The sequence below is a fragment of the Butyrivibrio sp. AC2005 genome (assembly GCF_000424145.1).
Taxonomy (GTDB): domain Bacteria; phylum Bacillota; class Clostridia; order Lachnospirales; family Lachnospiraceae; genus Butyrivibrio.
The window spans coordinates 21,487-42,604 of sequence record NZ_AUJI01000032.1 but is presented as its reverse complement, the minus strand read 5'-3'; the positions used below and the strand labels follow the sequence as shown (position 1 = coordinate 42,604).

34 protein-coding genes and 1 pseudogene are annotated in these 21,118 nt (G+C 38.6%); 1 reads left to right on the top strand and 34 read right to left on the bottom strand.

Going from position 1 to position 21,118, the window contains the following annotated elements; genetic code table 11:
- Positions 1-7: 7 nt before the first annotated feature.
- Positions 8-787, bottom strand: a complete 780-nt coding sequence (locus G602_RS26090) for a peptide transporter (protein ID WP_242835574.1) — start codon at positions 785-787, stop codon at positions 8-10.
- Here G602_RS26090 and G602_RS29800 point away from each other — a divergent pair.
- Positions 693-1,055 carry an alanine:cation symporter family protein gene (locus G602_RS29800; protein ID WP_242835566.1) on the top strand — a complete coding sequence of 121 codons (363 nt, stop codon included), beginning with the start codon at positions 693-695 and terminating at the stop codon, positions 1,053-1,055. The genes G602_RS26090 and G602_RS29800 overlap by 95 nt on opposite strands.
- A gap of 18 nt (positions 1,056-1,073) precedes the next feature.
- Here G602_RS29800 and G602_RS30315 read toward each other — a convergent pair whose 3' ends face one another.
- The 33 genes and pseudogenes from G602_RS30315 to G602_RS0109810 form a co-directional block, all read right to left on the bottom strand.
- Entirely contained in the window at positions 1,074-1,235 is a 162-nt protein-coding gene (locus tag G602_RS30315; protein ID WP_155829787.1) for a hypothetical protein, read from the bottom strand.
- Entirely contained in the window at positions 1,207-1,710 is a 504-nt protein-coding gene (locus G602_RS26080) for a GNAT family N-acetyltransferase (RefSeq protein ID WP_049945164.1), read from the bottom strand. Before G602_RS26080 ends, G602_RS30315 begins: the two co-directional genes overlap by 29 nt.
- A gap of 55 nt (positions 1,711-1,765) precedes the next feature.
- Positions 1,766-2,314 (bottom strand): GNAT family N-acetyltransferase, encoded by a 549-nt coding sequence (locus G602_RS0109980; RefSeq protein WP_026658882.1) that lies wholly within the window; start codon positions 2,312-2,314, stop codon positions 1,766-1,768.
- A 104-nt stretch (positions 2,315-2,418) separates the two neighbouring features.
- Positions 2,419-2,946, bottom strand: a complete 528-nt coding sequence (locus tag G602_RS30310) for an MBL fold metallo-hydrolase (RefSeq protein ID WP_196808639.1) — start codon at positions 2,944-2,946, stop codon at positions 2,419-2,421.
- Positions 2,924-3,526, bottom strand: coding sequence for a DUF1349 domain-containing protein (locus G602_RS0109970; RefSeq protein ID WP_026658881.1), 603 nt, complete (start codon positions 3,524-3,526; stop codon positions 2,924-2,926). The genes G602_RS30310 and G602_RS0109970 overlap by 23 nt, the downstream gene beginning before the upstream one ends.
- 160 nt (positions 3,527-3,686) lie before the next feature.
- A pseudogene (locus tag G602_RS32210) lies at positions 3,687-3,761 on the bottom strand (GNAT family N-acetyltransferase); the annotation flags it as partial.
- A 69-nt stretch (positions 3,762-3,830) separates the two neighbouring features.
- Positions 3,831-4,613, bottom strand: coding sequence for a PhzF family phenazine biosynthesis protein (locus G602_RS0109960; RefSeq protein WP_026658880.1), 783 nt, complete (start codon positions 4,611-4,613; stop codon positions 3,831-3,833).
- Positions 4,614-4,685: 72 nt separating this feature from the next.
- Positions 4,686-5,282 carry a histidine phosphatase family protein gene (locus G602_RS0109955; protein WP_026658879.1) on the bottom strand — a complete coding sequence of 199 codons (597 nt, stop codon included), beginning with the start codon at positions 5,280-5,282 and terminating at the stop codon, positions 4,686-4,688.
- A gap of 38 nt (positions 5,283-5,320) precedes the next feature.
- Positions 5,321-5,857 (bottom strand): histidine phosphatase family protein, encoded by a 537-nt coding sequence (locus G602_RS0109950; protein WP_026658878.1) that lies wholly within the window; start codon positions 5,855-5,857, stop codon positions 5,321-5,323.
- A 260-nt stretch (positions 5,858-6,117) separates the two neighbouring features.
- Complete coding sequence (locus G602_RS0109945; RefSeq protein ID WP_026658877.1) at positions 6,118-6,771, bottom strand: hypothetical protein; 654 nt, start codon at positions 6,769-6,771, stop codon at positions 6,118-6,120.
- A 207-nt stretch (positions 6,772-6,978) separates the two neighbouring features.
- On the bottom strand, positions 6,979-7,488 hold the full coding sequence (locus G602_RS0109940) for a YcxB family protein (protein WP_026658875.1): 510 nt from the start codon (positions 7,486-7,488) through the stop codon (positions 6,979-6,981).
- A 504-nt stretch (positions 7,489-7,992) separates the two neighbouring features.
- Positions 7,993-8,268 (bottom strand): hypothetical protein, encoded by a 276-nt coding sequence (locus tag G602_RS0109930; protein WP_026658874.1) that lies wholly within the window; start codon positions 8,266-8,268, stop codon positions 7,993-7,995.
- Positions 8,255-8,647, bottom strand: a complete 393-nt coding sequence (locus G602_RS0109925; RefSeq protein ID WP_026658873.1) for a hypothetical protein — start codon at positions 8,645-8,647, stop codon at positions 8,255-8,257. The genes G602_RS0109930 and G602_RS0109925 overlap by 14 nt, the downstream gene beginning before the upstream one ends.
- The gene (locus G602_RS0109920; RefSeq protein ID WP_026658872.1) at positions 8,647-10,317 is read right to left on the bottom strand and encodes a hypothetical protein; all 1,671 of its coding nucleotides are present in this window, start codon (positions 10,315-10,317) and stop codon (positions 8,647-8,649) included. Before G602_RS0109920 ends, G602_RS0109925 begins: the two co-directional genes overlap by 1 nt.
- A 99-nt stretch (positions 10,318-10,416) precedes the next feature.
- The gene (locus tag G602_RS30305) at positions 10,417-10,578 is read right to left on the bottom strand and encodes a hypothetical protein (protein ID WP_155829783.1); all 162 of its coding nucleotides are present in this window, start codon (positions 10,576-10,578) and stop codon (positions 10,417-10,419) included.
- Positions 10,579-11,157: 579 nt separating this feature from the next.
- Positions 11,158-11,682, bottom strand: coding sequence for a hypothetical protein (locus G602_RS0109905; protein ID WP_026658871.1), 525 nt, complete (start codon positions 11,680-11,682; stop codon positions 11,158-11,160).
- 121 nt (positions 11,683-11,803) lie between these two features.
- Positions 11,804-11,998, bottom strand: coding sequence for a hypothetical protein (locus G602_RS0109900; RefSeq protein ID WP_026658870.1), 195 nt, complete (start codon positions 11,996-11,998; stop codon positions 11,804-11,806).
- 22 nt (positions 11,999-12,020) lie between these two features.
- The gene (locus tag G602_RS0109895) at positions 12,021-12,692 is read right to left on the bottom strand and encodes an SIMPL domain-containing protein (protein ID WP_242835564.1); all 672 of its coding nucleotides are present in this window, start codon (positions 12,690-12,692) and stop codon (positions 12,021-12,023) included.
- An 18-nt stretch (positions 12,693-12,710) separates the two neighbouring features.
- On the bottom strand, positions 12,711-13,361 hold the full coding sequence (locus G602_RS0109890) for a 3'-5' exonuclease (protein WP_026658867.1): 651 nt from the start codon (positions 13,359-13,361) through the stop codon (positions 12,711-12,713).
- A gap of 131 nt (positions 13,362-13,492) precedes the next feature.
- Complete coding sequence (locus G602_RS0109885) at positions 13,493-13,681, bottom strand: hypothetical protein (protein ID WP_026658866.1); 189 nt, start codon at positions 13,679-13,681, stop codon at positions 13,493-13,495.
- 36 nt (positions 13,682-13,717) lie between these two features.
- Positions 13,718-13,849: a hypothetical protein gene (locus G602_RS31725; protein WP_256374973.1), complete on the bottom strand. Its 132-nt coding sequence runs from the start codon at positions 13,847-13,849 to the stop codon at positions 13,718-13,720.
- Positions 13,846-14,595, bottom strand: coding sequence for a nucleoside phosphorylase (locus tag G602_RS0109875; protein ID WP_026658865.1), 750 nt, complete (start codon positions 14,593-14,595; stop codon positions 13,846-13,848). Before G602_RS0109875 ends, G602_RS31725 begins: the two co-directional genes overlap by 4 nt.
- Before the next feature lie 17 nt (positions 14,596-14,612).
- On the bottom strand, positions 14,613-14,897 hold the full coding sequence (locus G602_RS26070) for a hypothetical protein (protein ID WP_044931765.1): 285 nt from the start codon (positions 14,895-14,897) through the stop codon (positions 14,613-14,615).
- Positions 14,898-15,196: 299 nt separating this feature from the next.
- Complete coding sequence (locus G602_RS0109860) at positions 15,197-15,916, bottom strand: HD domain-containing protein (protein ID WP_330369126.1); 720 nt, start codon at positions 15,914-15,916, stop codon at positions 15,197-15,199.
- The gene (locus G602_RS0109855; protein ID WP_026658863.1) at positions 15,861-16,472 is read right to left on the bottom strand and encodes a sugar O-acetyltransferase; all 612 of its coding nucleotides are present in this window, start codon (positions 16,470-16,472) and stop codon (positions 15,861-15,863) included. Before G602_RS0109855 ends, G602_RS0109860 begins: the two co-directional genes overlap by 56 nt.
- Entirely contained in the window at positions 16,469-16,987 is a 519-nt protein-coding gene (locus G602_RS0109850; RefSeq protein ID WP_026658861.1) for a GNAT family N-acetyltransferase, read from the bottom strand. The genes G602_RS0109855 and G602_RS0109850 overlap by 4 nt, the downstream gene beginning before the upstream one ends.
- A 24-nt stretch (positions 16,988-17,011) precedes the next feature.
- Positions 17,012-17,353, bottom strand: a complete 342-nt coding sequence (locus tag G602_RS0109845) for a hypothetical protein (RefSeq protein ID WP_026658860.1) — start codon at positions 17,351-17,353, stop codon at positions 17,012-17,014.
- Between the two features lie 8 nt (positions 17,354-17,361).
- Entirely contained in the window at positions 17,362-17,526 is a 165-nt protein-coding gene (locus G602_RS30300) for a hypothetical protein (protein ID WP_196808638.1), read from the bottom strand.
- Between the two features lie 83 nt (positions 17,527-17,609).
- Positions 17,610-17,933 (bottom strand): RloB domain-containing protein, encoded by a 324-nt coding sequence (locus G602_RS26065; protein ID WP_081675965.1) that lies wholly within the window; start codon positions 17,931-17,933, stop codon positions 17,610-17,612.
- A 5-nt stretch (positions 17,934-17,938) separates the two neighbouring features.
- Complete coding sequence (locus G602_RS26060; protein ID WP_242835562.1) at positions 17,939-18,970, bottom strand: AAA family ATPase; 1,032 nt, start codon at positions 18,968-18,970, stop codon at positions 17,939-17,941.
- 205 nt (positions 18,971-19,175) lie between these two features.
- Positions 19,176-20,093, bottom strand: a complete 918-nt coding sequence (locus G602_RS0109825) for a magnesium transporter CorA family protein (RefSeq protein ID WP_026498250.1) — start codon at positions 20,091-20,093, stop codon at positions 19,176-19,178.
- Between the two features lie 364 nt (positions 20,094-20,457).
- The gene (locus G602_RS0109815; RefSeq protein ID WP_026658859.1) at positions 20,458-20,748 is read right to left on the bottom strand and encodes a helix-turn-helix domain-containing protein; all 291 of its coding nucleotides are present in this window, start codon (positions 20,746-20,748) and stop codon (positions 20,458-20,460) included.
- Complete coding sequence (locus tag G602_RS0109810; protein WP_026658858.1) at positions 20,741-21,106, bottom strand: type II toxin-antitoxin system RelE/ParE family toxin; 366 nt, start codon at positions 21,104-21,106, stop codon at positions 20,741-20,743. Before G602_RS0109810 ends, G602_RS0109815 begins: the two co-directional genes overlap by 8 nt.
- Positions 21,107-21,118: the final 12 nt, after the last annotated feature.

Below are 21,118 nucleotides of genomic sequence, written 5' to 3'. Positions count from 1 at the left end.
AATTTCATTAATTTAACAGACAATATATCATTATCGCCTGCTGCACTTTTAATAAACTCTGTTTAAACTCATATCCCACAAAGTAATCAGAATCAATTACATCTTCTGTTACTTCTTCGCCTCTATAAAATGGCGGACATGGATTTAGGATAGCGCCTTTATTTGCTACTCCCATCAAGTCTTTAGAAATCTGATAATCTTTAAATTCCCCTATCATGTTTGAAGAAATGGAATCCGTACAAATAATATCTTTACCTTCAAGCGCATTCTTCAAGTTATCATTACAAGCAATTCCAGAGATTTGATACTTTGCAGGACTACTCTGAGTTAATGAAAATCCGAGTGCCTCTGAAGCTTCTTTCCAGGCTCTCCCTATATTTCCATCTGCCCCTACAAACAAATACTCATCCTTAAGGTAATCAGCTCTGACTTTTGAGAGTGCATATAAATCAGACATCATTTCACAAGGATGGTTATCATTTGTCAGTGCATTTATAACTGGTATTGTCATAGCTGCAGCCATTTTATCAAGCATAGTAATATCTGGGTAACGGACTATAACAGCATCAGCCCAATTTTGCAGATATCCGCAAACCTGGTTTGAACTGGGTAAGCTTCCAAAGTTTCTTGCATCTGTGGCAGAGCTCACTCCGGGAACGTCCTTTAACAGCCTGGTTACTTTACTTGTATCTTTGTGCTTCGGACTTTTTGCATTTACCTGTCTTCTTGGGTTTATGTCTTTTTCTGAGATCTGTGCCAACAGGATAAGCCAGAGTACCGCATTTATAAATTTGGTACGTATAATTGATATTGCAGTTATCTGCTTTGGAATGCTTACATCCATAGTTGGAATGGATCTGGGTGCGCTGTGGGATCTGTCAGATTTTGCCAATATCCTGATCGCTTACTGTAACATTCCGCTTCTGTACATCGGCTTTAAGTATGTGAAGAGAGCGCAGGAGCATTTTGAGAAAAATGACGGAACTCCTTTTACATCTGACGTCATCGGGACGACGGCAGACGTCTGGGATAAAAAGGCCGGCAGAAAAAAATAAAGATTTCAAAGCAAAAGCTCATATTACTATCCCTGCCAGCTTCATGCTGGAGAATGCCAAAACCGTAGAAATCCACATAAGTAAAGAAAATGCAATCCACATTATGCCGTTAGCTCTGTTGTATGCCTTTACATCGGCTATCTCATCTTCTTCAACTGTCTGCCCCGACCAAAACCACATGGGTTTCTACCTTTTCCAGGCAAAGATTCCAAGTCCTGTAAGTAATGCACTGACTGGAACCATTATTACAAGCCAAATAATTAAAGCTCCCATACGTTTCTCTCCATAATCTACCGTTCTTTATTAAAGCTTCACTTGTAATACCCATATGCCACCATCTACTTCCTATACAATAGCCGATATGCACTTTATCTGTTTTTTCATCCTGATCAACAACAGATATACTCCCGATTGGTTCATTAAGTGATTTCAAAACAATAGCCCACTGATAGTATGTTGGATCAGCATATTGTTGTACCCATTCGTGTATGATTCTCTTTGTATCCTCTACATCGTGATAAGTTGGCCATCTCAAAAATTCTGTTACTCTCTCATCACTTTCCCAGTTATTAAATGCAGCCTGAGCATCCTCATCTATAAACGGACGAAGAATAAGCTTTTCAGTTTCGATCACTACTGTTCCTTTATGGTTCATGTTTACCTCTCCAAACTGCCGATTTGCAGATGTTTTATCCGCAATCTGTCATTTCTCAGAGTTTCTTCATCATCCAATATGCATCCATATAGGATCCATCAGCATATTTCATGTTTTCAGGAAACGTGCCAAACTTTTCGAATCCCAGTTTCTCATACATTGCAATGGCATCCTTATTCTCTGCCATTACTTCAAGCTCTGCCTGCTCATAGCCTATGTTCTTCGCAACATCAAGTACAGTCTGAAGCATAGCTTTCCCTATACCGCATCCACAGAATTCTTTGTATAGAGCAATTGCAACATCACACCTGTGGCTGTACCTCTTATATGGTGCAATGCTCATAAGGGAGCAATTACCGATATGCTTACCATCAATAAAGGCAACAAGCATAAGCTCACGCTCTGCATCTATCTTAGCCTGAATGAATTGATTCTCTTGTTCCTCTGTAATTGTGATTTCTTCAGGTTCTCTGATCAGATAAGGAGTCTCGGCACTAGTCGTTCTCAGATACTCTATAAGAGCCGCTGAATCTTCCGGCCTTGCATTTCTCAGTATTACAGTTCTGCCAAGTTTATCCTTAATAGAAATTTCCCCAAATTCCATAATTGCCCTCCAGCAAAACATATTTTTACTATAACAGAAAAAGAGCTATTTAACAGTAAATAGTGCTGTCAAACGGCAATTTTTCTGACATATTGAACTTGTTCTCATAAGTCGCTTATCTTTTCTGTAAGCGTATCGCAAATATCCTCAACAACAGTTACTGCAATGGTAAGAGGATTTATTTTACACACTCCTCTGCTTCTCATCTTGCCAATAGTCATGAGTGCAAAAGATTTTCCTACAGGTCCCTGATTATCATTCCATTCAAATTCGGTAAGGTCGATACCTTCCCACCATCCTTTGTAGTAACGTACCTTGTTGGTTATCTTATTTGCAAACTTCACTTCATCAGCAGAAACCATGAACTTCTTGGCGTTCTTTACCTGCTTAAGGCCGTTTGCATGGTCGCAGTCAAGGTGGGTGACAAGCACTGCATCTAGGTCAGAATCTTTTATGCCCATTTCAAGGAGCTGCTCATCTATACACTGTCCAAGACCAATCCTTCCCTGATTTACCTCGTAGAGCATAACTGAACCTAGAGACTTTATCTGTGCCTTTTTATCAAAGAATTGCAGATACAGGTGCGCATACATAAATTCACACACATCATTAGTCTGGCTGCTGACCATCATGGGCAAGCCATTTGCATTCTGTAAGTTCCATATCCGTGAATGTTGCCTTAAATGATGAGTTTTCAGCACTGCAAGCATATATACCAAAGGCAATTTCATTTTTTACATTAAACATATGACAGATGCGCATCTGCTTAAATGTAACCCCATCAAACGAGTTTTCTATGCAGAAATCATCCTCACGTCTGCTGAATCGGAACCACACAGATTTTATTTTTGCATCAATATCAGTTGAAGACCAGTCAGAATAACCATTGTTGGTCACTACACTGCCAAGTCTCTGGATTTCCTCATTTTCATATTCCATTGAAGCCTTGATCCAATTATCACTGTCAAGATACATGATAATTCCACTCTGGTCATAGCGAACCTTAGTATCAAAGTCTGTCCTCACTACAAATGAAAAGAACTGTTCCTCTGACTTCATCTGTAAAATAGGTGCATTATCATTCCTAAAATGATAATATGTCCTCTGCCAAAGATCAGTAAAAGGCTCAGTTGTGATTGTTACTTTATCCTCAGTAATATTGCATACGTTCGGTTTTCTTATCCATTCCATTGTTCTTGCGTCAATTTTCATTTCTTCTGTTCTCCCTTACATATACTATGAAACCACTGATAATAATCTATCTCATTATTTTTTATATTTATTGAGATTGAATCCCTCTCTTTTTGCCATCTGTAACAAAACTGTTCATTTGATGCATCTTCTGCATCACACATATCAAGGAATCCTAAATCTTCAGTTCAGGCTGATATATAATCTCTCTGGCAGGTGGCTCTACACCCTCCGGAATATAGATTGCCTCATACAGAAAATCCTGTAATAATTATATTTCATTGTCTCTAAGTCTTCTTAATTCCATAAGCCATTATCCTAGAAGTTAAAAATCAACAACAATATCTGAGATAGCAACCAAAGTAGCTTCTCCACTTATTTTTATTCTTCCGTTCTCAAGCAGTTTGCAGTATAGATGACCACCTCTTTTTGATGCCTGATATGCATGAATCTCTGATTTTCCCAGTTCTTTTGACCAGTAATCTGCTATCTGACAATGTGCAGAACCGCACACGGGATCTTCAGGAACCAAAAGTTTAGGAAAGAAGCTACGTGATACACAGTCTGTATCTGTTCCCTTTGCAGTAACATCCTGCCCACGGCCGGGTAGCTCAGCAAGTTTACTCTGATTCGGCTGCATGTTTCGGATCTTCTCCTCAGATTCAAAAATGCATACAAGATCAGGTCCCAATATTGCCTTAATGGGTCTCACTCCAAAAGCACTTTCCATATCATCTGTCACTGGTATCTCCTGCTGCTCATATGTGGGAAAGTCCATCTCATAGAGTTTACCTTTTCTAGCAATTGTTAGTTTTCCGCTGAGAGTATTAAATTCTATTACATCCTTATTCTGCTCAAAGTAGTTAAATATCACAAAAGAGGAGGCCAGAGTCGCATGACCGCATAGTTCAACCTCAGATCCCGGAGTAAACCATCTGAGGTGATAGCCCTCTTCCTCCTTGACTATAAATGCTGTTTCGCTCAGATTATTCTCCATCGCGAGCTTCATCATGAAATCTTCTTCCGGCCATTTATCCATTACACAAACTGCCGCCGGATTCCCGGAAAAAGGTTTGTTTGTAAAAGCATCAACAATATATTGTTTCATTGCTTACCTCACTCGTTTTTTATACTCATATGCTATCTGGACCCATTCTGCGCCAGAACTATAATACCTTGCTCATAACTTTTTTCTAATCTCTTTCAACTCCTCAATGCTGAATTCTATCGGAGTTGCATTTTCAACCTCAATCGTGTGTGACTGTTCAAAAGGGATATCTCTCTTCATAGCAAGAAGAGTCATTATAACTGCCCCATGTGATATTATTAGTAGATTCTTATCCGAGTCAGTATCATGCTTCTCAAAAATATGATCTAGTGCTCCAAATAGTCTTTCCATGACCATTTGATAAGACTCCCCGTTTGGAGCTCGATTGTATCTTTTATTAGACATCCACTGTTTGTGCTCTTCTGCGTACATAGACAAAATCTCATCCCAGTTATGTCCTTCAAACAAGCCCAGATTCATTTCTTCTAAGCCTTGTACCACTTCATACCCTGAATGAAAATGCTCATCTACTATTTGAGCAGTCTTTACTGCTCTTGCCTGATAGCTTGTATATATCTTTTCAAAAGAGATCTTTCTGTCCTCCAGGTTCTTGCATAACTCCTGAGCCTGGCGAATGCCATTTTCGTTTAGCGGAATATCCGTTGTGCCCTGCACTTTCCTCTGAATATTCCAATCTGTTTGTCCATGTCTTGCAAAATATATCTTCACTGTAATATCTCTCTAAATCTTATTTCCTATCCTTGTATTTATAATCTCGCAATTACGCACTCACCGTTATCATATTTCATCGATCTATTATCAATGCTAAAATGAGCATTTTTAAGCTCAGACACAAGTGTATGCATGAAAAAGCCATGTGTAACTATCACGCAGTCCTCATTCTTATCAACAAGCATATGCACAAACTGCTTAGCTCTTTCCTTTGTCTGTAACCCGCCTTCTTTCTGCCTGTCATTATTGAAATACCATTGAATCCTGCCTGTGATATTCCAAAATAGTAATGGTAGTTTAGCCTCAGTATTAAAACTTGCAGATAAGGGGACTTCATTAATCAGATCTGTAGCAATATAATCCTGCACACCAAAGATATTCTGAGCTGTTTCCCTGGTCCTTGACAGGGTACTTATGTAGTATCTGGAAAACTTAGAATCTGGTATAGAATAGCCTGTCTTCATAACAGGAGCCTGATCGTATTGCATGCAAGCTTCATCAAACTGATGAGCTGTGTACCAAGATTCCCATCTAAAATTCACTTTACCATGTCTAATTAGAACAGCCTTCACCAACACCCTCCAACAAAAACATATTTTTACTATAACAGAAAAAGAGCCATTTGACAGTAATTGCACTGTCAAACGGCCATTTTTCTGGCATATTGAACTTGTTCTCATAAGTCGCTTATCTTTTCAGCAAGCGTATCGCAAATGTGTAATGATATAAGTCTTGTTGCTGCCATAATATTTTTCTCCACAAAAATAAGTGCAGCTCCGAAGAGATGCACTTAATCATAAAGTTCTATGTTATATTTGCAGTACCATTGAATTTATAAAATGAACAGTAGCGTAATGATAGGTAATGCTTTTCTATAATCTTTATTTGTAAAAATATATGCTGTTCCAAATAGAAAACCAGCCACTGCAGAAAAAATCCCAACAAGCACGCTACCTTTAGTCAATATATGGAACAATCCCCATATAAGTCCAAGAACAATTCCACCATAAGGAATCTTATCGTTCTTAAACCATTTCTCAAATGCCTTCTGACCGTAGACAATTACAAGAGAAATAAGGAATCCTTCTGCCAGATAATAAATATATTGGAATATGAACAAAATCGGTTCCTTAGAATTCCATTCAATAAGAACTTTAAAACCATTCCAATCCAAATACTTCGCAATGATATTTACTGCGAAGCACAGCAAGAGAGCCACGTATTGCCATCCCTTTATTTTTTCACAGTGCTCCCAGATATCAAAATCTGTTGTTTTCTTTCCGATATATATTACTATAATTCCAGCAATGATCCACAATACTGTAGTTGTTACCCAATGAATTATGTTTTGATATGTACTGTAGTTACTTACATCAACCCCCATCTTCCCTTCAACAAACTGGACCAGCAATTCTATTGCAAAAGCCGCACATGCATACAGCGCACACCATAAAAAATCAAAGCCTGTTACTTTCTTTTCACCCATAAAAAACTTTCCTCCCAAAACATATAAACACAGCTTCTCAATGATACTATTTCCATGCAAAGAAAAAAAGAGGCTCTTCCCAAATCGTAGTAAAAAACCTCTCTTCTCTCCATTTCACTTGTATTATTGATAATAACTTCCGGTATTATGCACCAACTTCCTGGCAGATGGAGCGTTTTACTGAAAGATAAAGCTTTTCTTTATGTCTTAAAGCATTTTTTTCTTATTGCAGTTTATCTCAGTCTTTTTATTCTTCAGGAAAGCTATCAGCTCAGACGAACAGTTTTCTTTTGGAACTATCATTATCTGTCTCGCTGAGGGCTTAAGGAAAAAGAAGTTTTTGTCCTCGACAATCCTGTAGATAGCGCTGTAATTTGATCTGGCGCTAACCTTTGGAGATGTCCACTCGAAATCTTCTTCATTGAAGGTGTAGTGCACATTTAAATTTCCCAGGGCTTTATTGGTCTTTACCTGTCTGCGAACACTGAAATCAATTACAAAAGCATAGACAACTATTAGAAAAATTGGGGCACTTGCACCTGCGAAAATATCGCTGGCATTATTCTTCATTATGCCGGATATGATTAATTTGCCCGGCATAGCTATGTAAATAAGGAGAAATAACCACCAGTATTCCTTTAGCATAGTAATCAGCCTAGCTCTTGTCGCCTTCTTTAACCCCTTATAATCACAAAAAAAATCTGCTTCATATGGCATTTATGTTTTCCTCCAAACAATACTTTTTTCTTATGCTATTGCACAAGCTCACAGAGAATTATATAACTTACCAGCACGGATATCCAGCCAGTTAAGCTGTAATATAAGTTCTCCAACATTATACAATCAAACAGAATCAGAAAAGCGGCCATGAGAAAAAAAATCATTTCTTTCCCATGGCCGCAAAACCTAAGCTATATTTCCTAATCTCTCAAGTATTCCTCCTCATTACAGCTATAAATCCATGCTGATCGCCACACTTTTTCGAGCAATTCTTGGTAATTATTATATTTTTACCGATATTTACTCTAATGTTCCTTCGGCTTAAATAGCCATCACACTATTTCCAGGTCTTTCCATATGTATTCTTCTGTACCATCTGCCTTTATCACTACCCTGTTGTTTTCCTTGCTTGACTGTGTCATTTTAGCCTATAAAATTCCGAAGAAAAAGCCCGCCATCCCTGTATGAATGCGAGCTTTTGACAATCATTGTATTCTATTTTTACTTGTATCCGTTCTTGGAAAGATCATCGCACCAAGCTTCTATTTCCAAAAATGCCTTTTCTAACTGTGTGATTTTTACAGTCATATGTACATCATATCTACCATCAGCTTCCCAGGAAGTAATGAGCAGCCTCTTGTCTAATATGTATTTCGGAATAATGACGTTCACTCCAAGAGACTGTGCGTACTTAATCAGTTCATTTAGCGAATGCTTATACATTTTCCTTTCAGCTTTTATCTGAGCAATTTTTAATGGATAATTACTCCCTGACATACAGCACTTCTCCCTTATTGATCTCAGCCATTATTGCTGAATTATCTTCTTTTCCAGTCTTAAAATACAAAATGTCATAACTCTGAAGAAAATCATCAAACTCAGCAAGTTCATCTGCAAACTTCATAAACTGCTTTGAAGTTAATACCTTACCTTTTGACTGATTTCCAAATACCGCTATATCAATATCAGATTCTTCTGTACCGTCTGCCTTTATCAGTACCCTGTCCAGGATAAGCTTAAGCGTATCACTATCAAATGAGTCAAGATCCACGACAGCCTTCAGTTTTTTCTCCACTTCAATGCTGGCGTTAAGGTTATACTCTCCTGTAGTTTTTCTTTTTTCAATTTCTGCAAGAGTACTTCGCAGCTCTTTCATCACCCAAGATCTCCATAGATTTGATTCACTACATTATCAACATTATTACTTCCAAGGTATCCGAACGGTATCTTCCTCTCCCTGACTGCAGCAATGAACTTCTTATAGCTGATATGGTTGATGTAATCCGTGTAAAAATACACCATATCCTTATTCTCAAGCATCTTGCCATCAACCGTCTTATAGGCATCAGGAGCTATGAACATCCAATTAGGGAAAAGTGCCTTCAGCTTATTCTGCCAGCTTACATGACCTCCGATGATAACAACATTCTTCTCTGCAATAGCTGATTTCATATCAGGAATTGCATCCTCAGATACAGGCTCATCATGCTCTGACTTGTAGGCATATTCGCGCAAAGCTATGAGCTCTGCACGGTCTTCTTCATACTTACTGATAAGTTCTTCAGACTCCTCAGATGATTTCTTTGCAACCCTATACTGCTCTCTCAGATACTTGTTTTCCTGTTCCTTCTCATGAAGTTTGCTCCTGAGTTCAGCTATTTCCTTAATGTATTCATCTTCACTGACATTGCCTTTTTTCACAGGAGCCACATGAATGATCTGCTTTTTGACTTCCTTTTTTTGCGCATTCCTTACGACAACATTCTCCGGTTTGAACAAGGAATCCTCTACATCAATCGGATCAACCTGATCACCTGTAAGATATCCGATCTCATATTCCACACATTCAGCTATATCTGTCAGCGCCGCAACAATGTCATAAACATTAGTGAAACGCTGTACCTGCTCAAAGGTATACTCCTTATTTGGATGCTGCGTCTTAAGTACTGCCAGTGTCCGTGCCATCTGCACTCTTATGCCCATATAATTTTCCATACAGTGCTCGACATAATCATCTGCATATCCCTGATTTCTCAGACATGCCCCGGCAAAATCACGCATCTCCAAATACTGCTTATTCAGCCTTTCAAATGGCAGTCCCTTTCTCTCGGGTGCATCAAGCCACTCATCTACCTGATGTGCACATTCCAGGAAAAGTTTATGATCAAACTCCAGGTATTCGCAGACTTCCTCGTCATCCTTTATCCAGGCATCCCTTCGTTTTAAGAGCAGCTTATATAAAACGGAGCAATTTTCATGGAACTCGATATTCATGAAAGGGCACATGCCCATGATCCTGCCGATTATGGTAAAATCGCATCCACCAAATTCATCCTCCGCAAGACCAAATATCTCCTCCGTCCTGATGGTCCGGAACCTTTTGAGGCTTTTGTATTCATCCTTATGATAAGTTTTGTAAAGATATTTCAAAAGCTCTACACAGTATTCATCCCCAAGCTTCGCCCCATTGTAAATGAGCATCATCATCTTGTTATGCATGCACTCAAGTGGGCTCCTCAGTCTGAATGAAACATCACCATACCATCCGACTTCATTGAACTCTTTCAGTCTTCCCCTGCATTTATCAAGGAAATCCTGCTCAATGATGGCAAAATCCATCCCCATATCCTCGGTGATGAAGTCTGTAAGAAAGAAATAATCCACACCCGTGGTATCCGGTGCCACCTCATTCCCCTGTTCCTTACTTATCATGTCTTCGATCATGATTCCAGCTATTTCCCTCCTTCTGGCAATAGCGTCCTCATCATCGTTATAATCCTCATTAAAAATATCCGCATCAAACGGATCATCAAATGGAAACATCATATATCTTCAGCTCCTTTTTTCATAGTATTGATGATACCATAAAAAACCCGGAGCAATCACTGCTCCGGGTGGATAAATCCATATTCTTGTTTATGAAAATCAGAGTGTGAATGTTGCTCCAAAAGCAACTGTCATCTTCTCTTTATTGTAGAATGCTGAAAGCTTCTCAAGGCAATCATCATACATTTTGCGGAATGCTTCGTTTCTCTGCTCTCTCTTAACTTCTGCTTTTCTTGTATCCTGAACATCGTTAAATCTCATAATATTTACCCCTTTCTTGGTTGTGTGTGGTATATGTTAGCCGTTTGGCTGCCCGTTTTCTCTTTCTGAGCTTATGATAGTACTTCCCGAGTTTCTAAAACACAATTTTCATCGCTTTTTCTATCTATTCGTTTTGTTGTCCTCTCTGTAATTATGTTATACATCACCTAGAAATATCCCAATATCGTTTTCATTGGATTTATATAATTATTATCATGTGATTTTCGATTGATTTTTTTAACGTTTTTTAACGTAACAAAGCGCCAGTAATCTTCAACTTCTGAAGATTATTGGCGCCATTTATTTTAGAAAGGAGTACAGCCCGGCTGATCTCTCACAAAATCCCCTACCAGACTAAATGCCCTGTGGCTACATACCCTACTACCCAGAGGATGGATCATTTCATTCGGATATGCATTATGACAAACAAAAACAACTATTTGTAAATAGCTTAAAAATCAAAATCATCAAAATCGTCAGCATCAAAACCGGCATCTATATGCCCGTCATTATTCAGATCAAATGGAGTATTTCCAAACATATCATCAAAAGGTCCCTTCATAACAAACTCCTTTCCCATCAGTGATGATCATTCCAATAATCTTCAGCTGCATCATATGCCTCGTCTTCATCATCGTAGTCATCTTCATAGTCGTAGAATTCTTCATACTTGTCATCAGCAAAATCCTGAGCAGATTTATAATCGTATACATCATAGGAATCATATTTCTTCTTGGATCTTGAATATGACTTCTTTGAAGTGCTCTTCTTGCTACTATATGAAGAGCTACTGCTTGATGTTGTGGCAGGCTTATGCTCGTAGCAGTAGATACTTCCTGTACTTCTCTTCCTGGTGCATCCGGACTTAGCGCAATGCCCTACGGAAGTACTTGTATAGGACTTGGTACTGCTAGAATATGAGCTACTTGAAGAACTCGTAGATGACTTATGGACATAACAATATATGCTTCCGGTGCTTCTTTTCCTGGTGCATCCAGATTTTGCACACTGGCTGTTATATGCGCCAACATTCAGCGGTATACTTGCAAATATGGTAATCGCTACAGCGAATGCTGTCACAAGAGTAATTATAGTCTTCTTCATGATCCCGCCCTCCATTACTTCTCTGAAAACGGTGTAATATCTCTATATACAAGATAATCCTTTTGAGTTGCCAGTTACATATCCACTTAAACAAAATACATGCCTTTATTTCTATATCATGTTACTCTCCATGAAGCCATCCCGTATCCTGATTATAAGGAATATCCGGATAATCCTTCTTTAGCTCATTCTTGAACAGAACTATATGCAATAGCACCGATAAAAAGGCTGTCAGTTCAATATATCCAATCCATAACACAATAATATCAGAATGACTTCCTATAAAACTTCTTAATGCAAAATCAATGTATTCCATTCTGTATTCCCCTCATCAATCTTTAGCATATTCCCCATACAACCGTAACTGTATCAGTTATATCGATATCATCAGGCTCAATATCCATATCATAACCGCCCGTACTGCACTTTGCAGTTTCACAACAGAGCATATCCATGTGCATAGGCGCTATTTCCATATTGATCTGACCCCAGGAATAATCAATAGTCTGTATATCTCCAAGCTTTACTCCTGCAGCTGCGGTCAATATTTCAGCTTTATCCCTTGAATCCTTTACAGCCTTGCCAAGCAGTTCATTTTTCGCAGCCGTCTCATCTTTCACAAAGAAACTGATTCTGAACTCAGGATGAATTATCAATGCATTAGCGAGAGAATATAAAATTTTTCCGAGCCTGTCATTATCAGACACAAAATCAACCTTGAGAACATGCCTGAATCTATATCCAACAAATCTACTTTTCCAATCACCATTTTTGTCATGGTAACTCTCATTCTCAACTTCAACGTTAAAAGAAAGAGTCTTAACATCCTCACTTGAAAAATCATGCTTCTTCAGTATTTTCTTTAATTCTTCTGTATCCTCTGATGACTGTTTCAATGTACTGGAATATTCTTTTTTCACGCCTTCCAGAGTAATAGTTATCCTTGTCATATCAGGCCTTACTTTAAGTTTTCCTTTACCGGTGACACGTATTGTTCTCTCAATTGCCATAACTCTGTTCCTCCTTAATCATGCCAACGCTAATCCTGCAAACAGATCTCCCATGCAGAAACTCAGATGGTCGACATCTTCTTTTCTAGCAGTCTCATACAGCTCATTGAGCCTGTAATCAGGATCTGTCTCCAGCTTTGTGAAAAGAACTGCTGTGTTGGCAGCATCAACAAGTCCATCATGTGCTCTTCCTTCAGGTGCTATGTTAGATATAAAAAGCGCTTCCTCAAGGCTATATGCCATTCTTCTATCCATCTTCCGTCCGAAGGTCTTCTGACAGTCAATCCAGTTTGCAAAGATAATCTCAAGGCGATCATCCTCTATACCCTTTTCAAATGTTTCACGGATAATCTGCTTAGGATCAGAATTGCTCCAGGATACACATCTGACATCATCTGCCGGCAGCCAATCCAGGAAAGATTCCAAAGCATCTTCAAAGCAAGGAGCATTCTCAACATCTGTCTGAGAAATACCAGTCAAATTCTCAATAAAGCTGTCTATATAACCAAATTTAGGTTTAACATATGTATTGAACTCATCGATAATCTCATAGTCCTCATCAAGAAGAACTGCTCCAATCTGAATAGTTTCCTGACGATACTTATAGCCATTTTTCCTATATACCTTAGGAACCATACACATCTCTAAATCTAAAACAGCATATTTCATAGGAATACTCCTCTCTAAACTACTGCGAGTTTTCTGCTTCTGAGTATATTCTATAAAATATGCTGTCCTATAATCACACCTGTATATTCGAATATTCGTTCTAAAGATCTATAAGAGCGATCTATAAGAATTCACGCTATTCTCTTAAGAAAACCCAGTGGCTCTCCATCAACCTTTGCTGTCATTTCGATCCTGTCCTTATCCCGGGCAATATCTATGTATTCAATATAGTATCCCACATTTTTTAGCATTGCATATATATCTTCATCTGTGGCATCATACGCTTTACTATGGCAACACAGTTTTCTGCTCTGTGCCATTTTGTTCCTCCTTATTATAAGAAGAAACAGCTTTCATTATGGCTTGGTCTTATACAGAAGCTCAAGTGCTTCCTTAAAAATCTGGGCTTGAGCGAGATTCATCTTCTCGCAATATGCAAGCAGGCGATCTCTTTCTTTTCCCGTAACGCGGAACCCAAATATAATCATATCCTTACGGCAATATCCAAAGCAATGTAGAACTTACCCAGATCATGGTTTGCAGCATGTAGCGCTTCCACTTCATATCCACTATCTGCAAGTACATCACCAGCTTCAAGGAAATTATAAAGTTCAAGTCCATAAAAATCACACAAAGCCTGAACTCCTGCAAGTTCCATCTCTACAGCTATGCAGCCTTCCTTTTTTCTTTTGGCAACAAGTCCTTTTGTCTCTCTTAGCATGGAATCCGTTGTCCAAACACGGCCTTTAACATATGGAACCTTAAGCTCTGTAAAAATGCTCTCTATTTTTTCACGCCCCTTAATATCAATATAGTCACTTGCCGGAGCGTAGTAATATGAAGCGCCATCACCTCTATAGCTCTCTGTTGGAATGATAAATCTTCCGGTGGTCTGCTCCGGATCAAGGCTTCCACAGGAACCAAACATAATAAACTTTGTTGCTCCGATTACCCAATGTGCTTCATAACAAGCGCCTGAAGCAAAAGCAGAGCCTATTCCCGTTAAGTAAAATGCTATCTTTTCACCTTTGTACTCAAGACAATAGATAGGTATTCTTCCATTACATGCACCAAGCGAACCGATTTCTACACAATCAAATTTCTCCAGGATGTGGTCATGAATTACTTTTGAAAAAATGATTAGGCATTTATCTACAAGATGTTTTTGTTCTCCATAAAATTGTTTAAGTTCTATTATTGGTTCTGTCTTATCATCATAAAATTCTTCGCGCATCGTTCACTCCTCCTCACTCAAATATGTGGCCTTATGAGTGTTACACCAAGATCTCCGATCAACTCATCTTCAATATAAGCACTTACCATGAAGTCTCTGTCGCTTTCAGCAACGCTTCCAAGAATCTCTGTAATCTTCTCTAGATTGAACTGACCGTCTTCAGGCTCTCTTGCCAAAAAGTGCGTCTCAGCAGAAGTTGCTTCCCTATGAAGCTTTACCTTCAATGCATCCTCTGGCCCTGCGCTCTTAATCACGATTTCTCGCCCATCAGGTATAATGTATTTCTGTTCATTTATTCTCATAGACACCTCCGAAAAAAAGGCCTCATCAAACTCTCGCTTGATGAGGCCTTGTAAACTATATCAGTTATAAAACTCTAACTATGCCCTACACTTAATCTTATCCTCATCATACATATCAAAATCAAACCCCTGATTATCATTCACGGGCTTATTGGTGACCATGTATGTTGTGACGAGAATAAGTCTTTCCATAGCATCTACCTTTCTGAAAATTATTAGTTGTAAGTATAATTGACTGATAATTCACTGTCAATAATATTTTTTACAGATTGTTAGCCAACTGTCCAAAAATCCATACCTTACTCGCACCTGATTTCTTCATAGTATTCCTTCAGAAATCCTTCCATGTATTCATGTCTCATTCTAGCAATTTCCTTAGCAGCCTCAGTATTCATCTCATCTTTGAGCAGAAGAAGCTTATCATAAAAATGCTGCACTGAATCATCAAGAGACCTTCCTGCTTTTCCTCCATAAGCAAAGGTTCTGGCAATTCCTATTGCGCCAATAGCATCAAGTCTGTCTGCATCCTGCACAATCTTGCCCTCAAGTGTTTCCGGAGTCTTTCCCTTGTTCTTACTGAAAGACACTGCGTTTATTATCTCGCAGATTTTTTCTGTAGACTCATCAGGCACACCATTCTCTTGTAAAAAGGATCTGGCATTGGCATTATTCTCTGTCTTGAAAAGCTTATGATCATCAGCATCATGTAATAACGCAGCAAGAGCAGTTATTAAGGAATCAGCTTCAGGATATGATTCCGATATCAGCTGCACATTTTTGTATACTCGAAGTGTATGCTGTGCATCGTGCCCGTCTGAATTTCCTTCGAACAATTTCTTTATATATTGAATTGCTTTTTCTATTATTTCGTTCTGCATCACATCATCTCCACACTTTGACAATCGTTGAATCTGGCAAAGCTCCCTCTTTGTGATCTGGTATTGGTAATTGTTTTCATACGAATCACTTGTAGTCATCCACATCAAATTTTCTGTCTTTGAAATAATAATCCCTGTCATCTTCAGTGATTTCCCTGATTATTCTGCAAGGATTTCCTACAGCAATAACATTATCCGGCAGATCCTTCGTAACGACACTTCCTGCTCCGATGACAACATTATTTCCTATCGTTACTCCCGGCATAATGCAGGTATTTCCACCAATCCATACGTTATCACCAATAGTTATGTCAATACCATATTCATATCCCGAATTGCGAGAATCAGGATGGATCGGATGCCCGGCAGTGTATATGGAAACATTTGGAGCAATCTGGGCATTATCGCCAATCCTGACTTTTCCAACATCAAGAACAACAAAGTTATAATTGGCAAAGAAATTCTCTCCCACCTCTATGTTATAGCCATAATCACAGTGAAAAGGTGCTTCTATATTTACATACTCTCCTGTTTTTCCAAGTATTTCCTTAAGAAGCTTGTCCTTCTCCGACCTGCTCTCTGGATCCAGGTTGTTGAATCTAAATATTCTCTTTTTGTTTTCCATCCGCTCTTCGCTAAGCCCATCCATCCAAGCTTTGTATGGGAGGTTAGCAAGCATTCTTTCTTTTTGGTTCATTTTATTCCTCCGACACTTTTTTTGATTCTCATAAAATAATGATCCTCATCTTCACCAGCTCTATAGGCCCCATTATTCATCATGACCTTCTGAGATGCGATGTTGTCTTTGTTGACTCGAAGATATATCTCATCCTCTGGAATTATCTTCTTTGCTTCGGCAATAGTAAGCTCTAAACCTGCTGTGCCATAGCCTTTTCCTCTCTCATCCCTCTTAATACTGTAGCCAATATGTCCGGCACCATTTCTAAGTGCCTCCGTAAGATGATGCCTGATGCGGAACTCTCCTACCAGCTTTTCCTCATCCCATAAGTAGTAATAAGTTTCAGGCACAAACCAATCCGGCATATTTACAGGATGTTCATATGAAATAAGTGTCGGAAGAACCTTCTCCGTATATTCATCATAAGTAACACCATTGTAAGGATTTGTCAGACCATTCTCATCTTCAGGAAGTGCTGTGGTATATTCCCATTGAGCTTTAGCATCTTCATTATTTATTTTGCGAAGTTCCATTACTTTTCCACTATCTCCTACTTATTATTTCATTCCCATAACATCAACCATTCCGAGGAAGAGCAAATATACCACAAAACAAGCACCTATTATAAAAGGTATTCCTGTCGCAATCCCCGGTATAAAAACTAATATCTTTTTTGTGCGATTCTTAATTCTGTAAGCTGATAACATGAAAAAGCAACTCGCTATCATCGGAATAAATCCTATCCCCAGTATTATTATATTTCTCTCAAATTCCGTGAAAGGAATCATTGCCTCCGGATTGCTTACAGTATTTCCACCTATAACTGCACTTGCACCAAAGAAAAGTACACAACATATTCCCAGAATGTAAATTGTAGTAGCAATCGTTTTCTTATTCATAGTTTTACTTACTCCCTTGCCTTACCAAAATCATCATCTCTGTTTGCTCTGACAAAATAAAAGCAGCCCTCATCATCCACTACTATTGCCCTGGCTATCATTCTGTCATGGTCAATTGTAGTGAGCGGCCACTCATTGTCTTCTAAATTCAATATCCAATCTTCCTGCACCATATTCCCTCCACCAAAACTATTTCTAATATATCAAAAAGAGACGCCGCTTAACAGCAATTAATACTGCTAAGCAACGCCTTGTTTTACCAATCAATAACATCGAAGAACTCTTCAATATTGGTGTTTTTCTTAGCCAATGCATTATCCGGATTCTTCTTTTGCTCTTCCGCGAAATCAACAAGTCTTTTTGCAAAAGAAATGTTTTTGTCTTCTTCTGTCTTTTCCCATAATCTGATATCTATCAGAGGATGAATTCCAAGCTCTTTCTTTAAATCTATCAAACGCTTAAAGTAGAAGGTCTCAGTGTTTGCTCCTTCACAGATAAAGAAATACTTCCTGAATGGCTCAATCTGCTCTTCCCGGTCTGATGGACGCTGGTTCCAGTTCGTATATGTATGCACAGGCATATTCATTATCTCCTCTCCGTTTCGGTCCGCGCTGGGCGAACGTCCCCCGGACGTTCAGCGCCCTTCCGGAAAGAAAACTGCCTGAACACAGGAATAGCACCATATCTTCCTTCAAGATAAGCTTTGCTAAGCTTCTTGTCATATCTTTCCTTAAATCTGTCCAGAGAATAAATCTTGCTGGCATTGTCGGCATCTCTTTCAACGAACCATATCTCATCACTACGGAAAAGACTCTGATCCATTATTGTATCTTCATGTGTAGTAAATACAAGTTGCATTCTTACACCATCATGAGCTTCCATGAAAAGTTTAAGAAAATGTTCTGTCAGCTTCGGATGCAAACTGCGCTCCAACTCATCAACAACAAATACAGTATCAGGTCGTTCTGTAAGGAGCATATCAATCAGATCAAACAATCTCTTTGTTCCATCTGATTCCTCAGAGAAATTAAAGTCAAAAACAGATTTGCCATGCTTAAGAACAAGAGTAGAAATCTCAGGTTCTTCTCCCTCCTTAATGCGAATATTAAAGAAACCGCCTTCAACTCTCCAGGTCATCTGAATGCTTGGAAGGTTACTCATCTGAAGCTGAGCTTTCAACTGCGAAAAGATTCCCTGAACAACCTCTGCGGGGATCATCTTACCCATCTCATCTATGGTAATCTGCCTTGTTTTTATCTCGGTAACACCGGTATCAAAAGTCTGAATCAGTTTGCTTATGTTCTCCAACGATTCATCATTATAGTATGCTTCAGTATTTGAAATACCAATGTTTGGATTGATGACGATGATATTAGTCATGATCCAGCTGAAGGCTTCTACCAAAAATATCAGCTTGGAATTCTCAGGATACTTCTTTCCGCGGTTCATTTCTGTCAAGAAAAGCTGTGTATCCTGGCCGGCAAAGTCCTCCGAATAAACACTAAATCTGCTTTTCTCAGAAGCAGACAGCTTTACAGTTTCGCCAAGAACCGGTGCATTGCTGCCTTCTCTCAGGAACAGTTGATGTGCACTACCATCCTGCATAAGTTCATACAACCATTCCTCAGTAATCTTTCTTTGACTGAGTATTGCAGAAAAACCATAGGCATAAAAAGTATCACCCACAGTAAATTGGATTTCAAATACACTTATACGCTATTTGAAATATTCAATCAAACATACTATTCTGCAATATTAACATCCTAAAATCCGCTTTGCGGATGATGACTCCCTCCTGCCATTCATATGCCTTTATTCCTGTTTATAGCCACTTCTTTTTCCTGAAGAATAGCAGACTAACCAATACTATTAAAATGCTAATCGCAATAACCACAGGATATCCCCATCTCCATTCAAGCTCAGGCATATATCTAAAATTCATTCCATACCATCCAACTATAAGCGTCAAAGGAAGAAATATTGTTGTAACTACTGTAAGCACAGTCATTATCCTATTCTGTTTTATATCAAGATGGGCCTTGTAAAGATCCCTAATCTGCATGGTATAGTCCCTGATTGCTGTTGAAGTATCATGCAGCCTGTCCATTCTATTAAGAAACAGCCTGAAATATCTGATATTTTCCTGCTTGAAAAAGCTGTTCTCATTTTCTTCAAACTCCTGCCCTAAATCCATAAGTTGCTCGTAATGAATCCGAAGATCCCTGATATTACTCCTTATCTCATTAACTCTGCCGGACGCAATTTTTTCATCTTCATTAAGTATGGCATTTTCCATGGCATCAAGCTCTTTGTCATAACGTTCCATGAGTCGTAGATCATCCTTCACAATCTGGTCAAGAAAATCGTAAAGAAATCTCTCAAGGGAAGGCATACGCCATTTCTTAGTGTTTTTAATCCTTTTTATCAGTTTTGCTGCAGCACCGGAATCATCGATAAATACGATTCCCTTTTCATCAAGAGCAAAGGCAAATCTGCTACTCTCTCCTGACATGTTGGTTCTATCAGGAATTACAAATGAACCTGTAAGTGAGTCATAATTCACCTCTGCCTTTGTAGTCAGGATATCTTTATCTTCTATATCCATATCAATTCCCATATCAAATATGCCACTACAATTCCTCCATTCCTCAAATGTAAGAATTGCAACATACTGATCTTTTGCGTTCTTTATCTCTTCTGCTGTAACTTCTTCCAGCATTTCCTTAATCAAATAAAACATCGGTTTTCCTTCAACATTATGTTTTTAACTATTTTGTTCTTTATACTTTAAGATAATTTTGAACTTTCAATCTCTATTATACATAAATTGAGCTCTAAAGCATTACTGCTTCAGAGCCCGAATAATTCTATTTGTCCTTATTGTATCGCTCCGTCCACTCCGCCTCCGCCAAGCAGACCTGAATTTGCTGCATTAACAATTGCATCCACCTTAAGTTTAGTTATATCTCCTGAATGGTATTTTATACTGCTCATGCCTCAACCTCCGTTTACACTGCTTGCAGGGCTACTCTTATCTAATCGTAAGAAGAAATAGATCTAATTCCTCTTATAACCTCTATCTTGACATAAAGCCAAACAAGTTATTATCTTACCATTTTTTTAGGAACAAACTCTATTTTTAAAGTACTGTCCATAGCTTCAGCAAGGCGTTTAAGAAGCGCAATGCTAGGATTTCTTGTACCCTTCTCCAATCTGCTTATGTCCGCTTGACTTATACCGCTCTTCTCTGACAATTCCAACTGAGTCATACCCGCATGGATTCTTGCATCAAGTATCGCTCTTGTAATATCCATTTCTGGTTGAAGTGCCTCATATTCACTTTTAAACTCAGGATCCTGCATAAGTTCATTGGTCAATTCCTGAAGATCACTCATACGTTCCCGCCTCCTTCCTACTATGGTAGTCGGTTCTTCTCTGCTTAGCTAAATCTATTTCACCTCTAGGTGTTTTCTGTTGTTTTTTAACAAAACCATTAGTGGCAATTATGATTTGCCCCTTATCAAAGAAATACAATATCCTGACTATGTTATTTCCTTCACCACTACGTAATTCAAATATACCATCTTCCAGCTCTTTTGAAAGAGGTTCTCTAGCAAGATTGCCATACTCCTCAAGCAAGTGAAGATTAGCCACAACCTTGGCCTTCATCTTTACATCCAAAGTCCTAATAAATAATCCAACAGGCTTACTGCCGTCTATGTCTCTATAAAAATTTACTTGAAAACCAGACAAATTGTCTCCCCT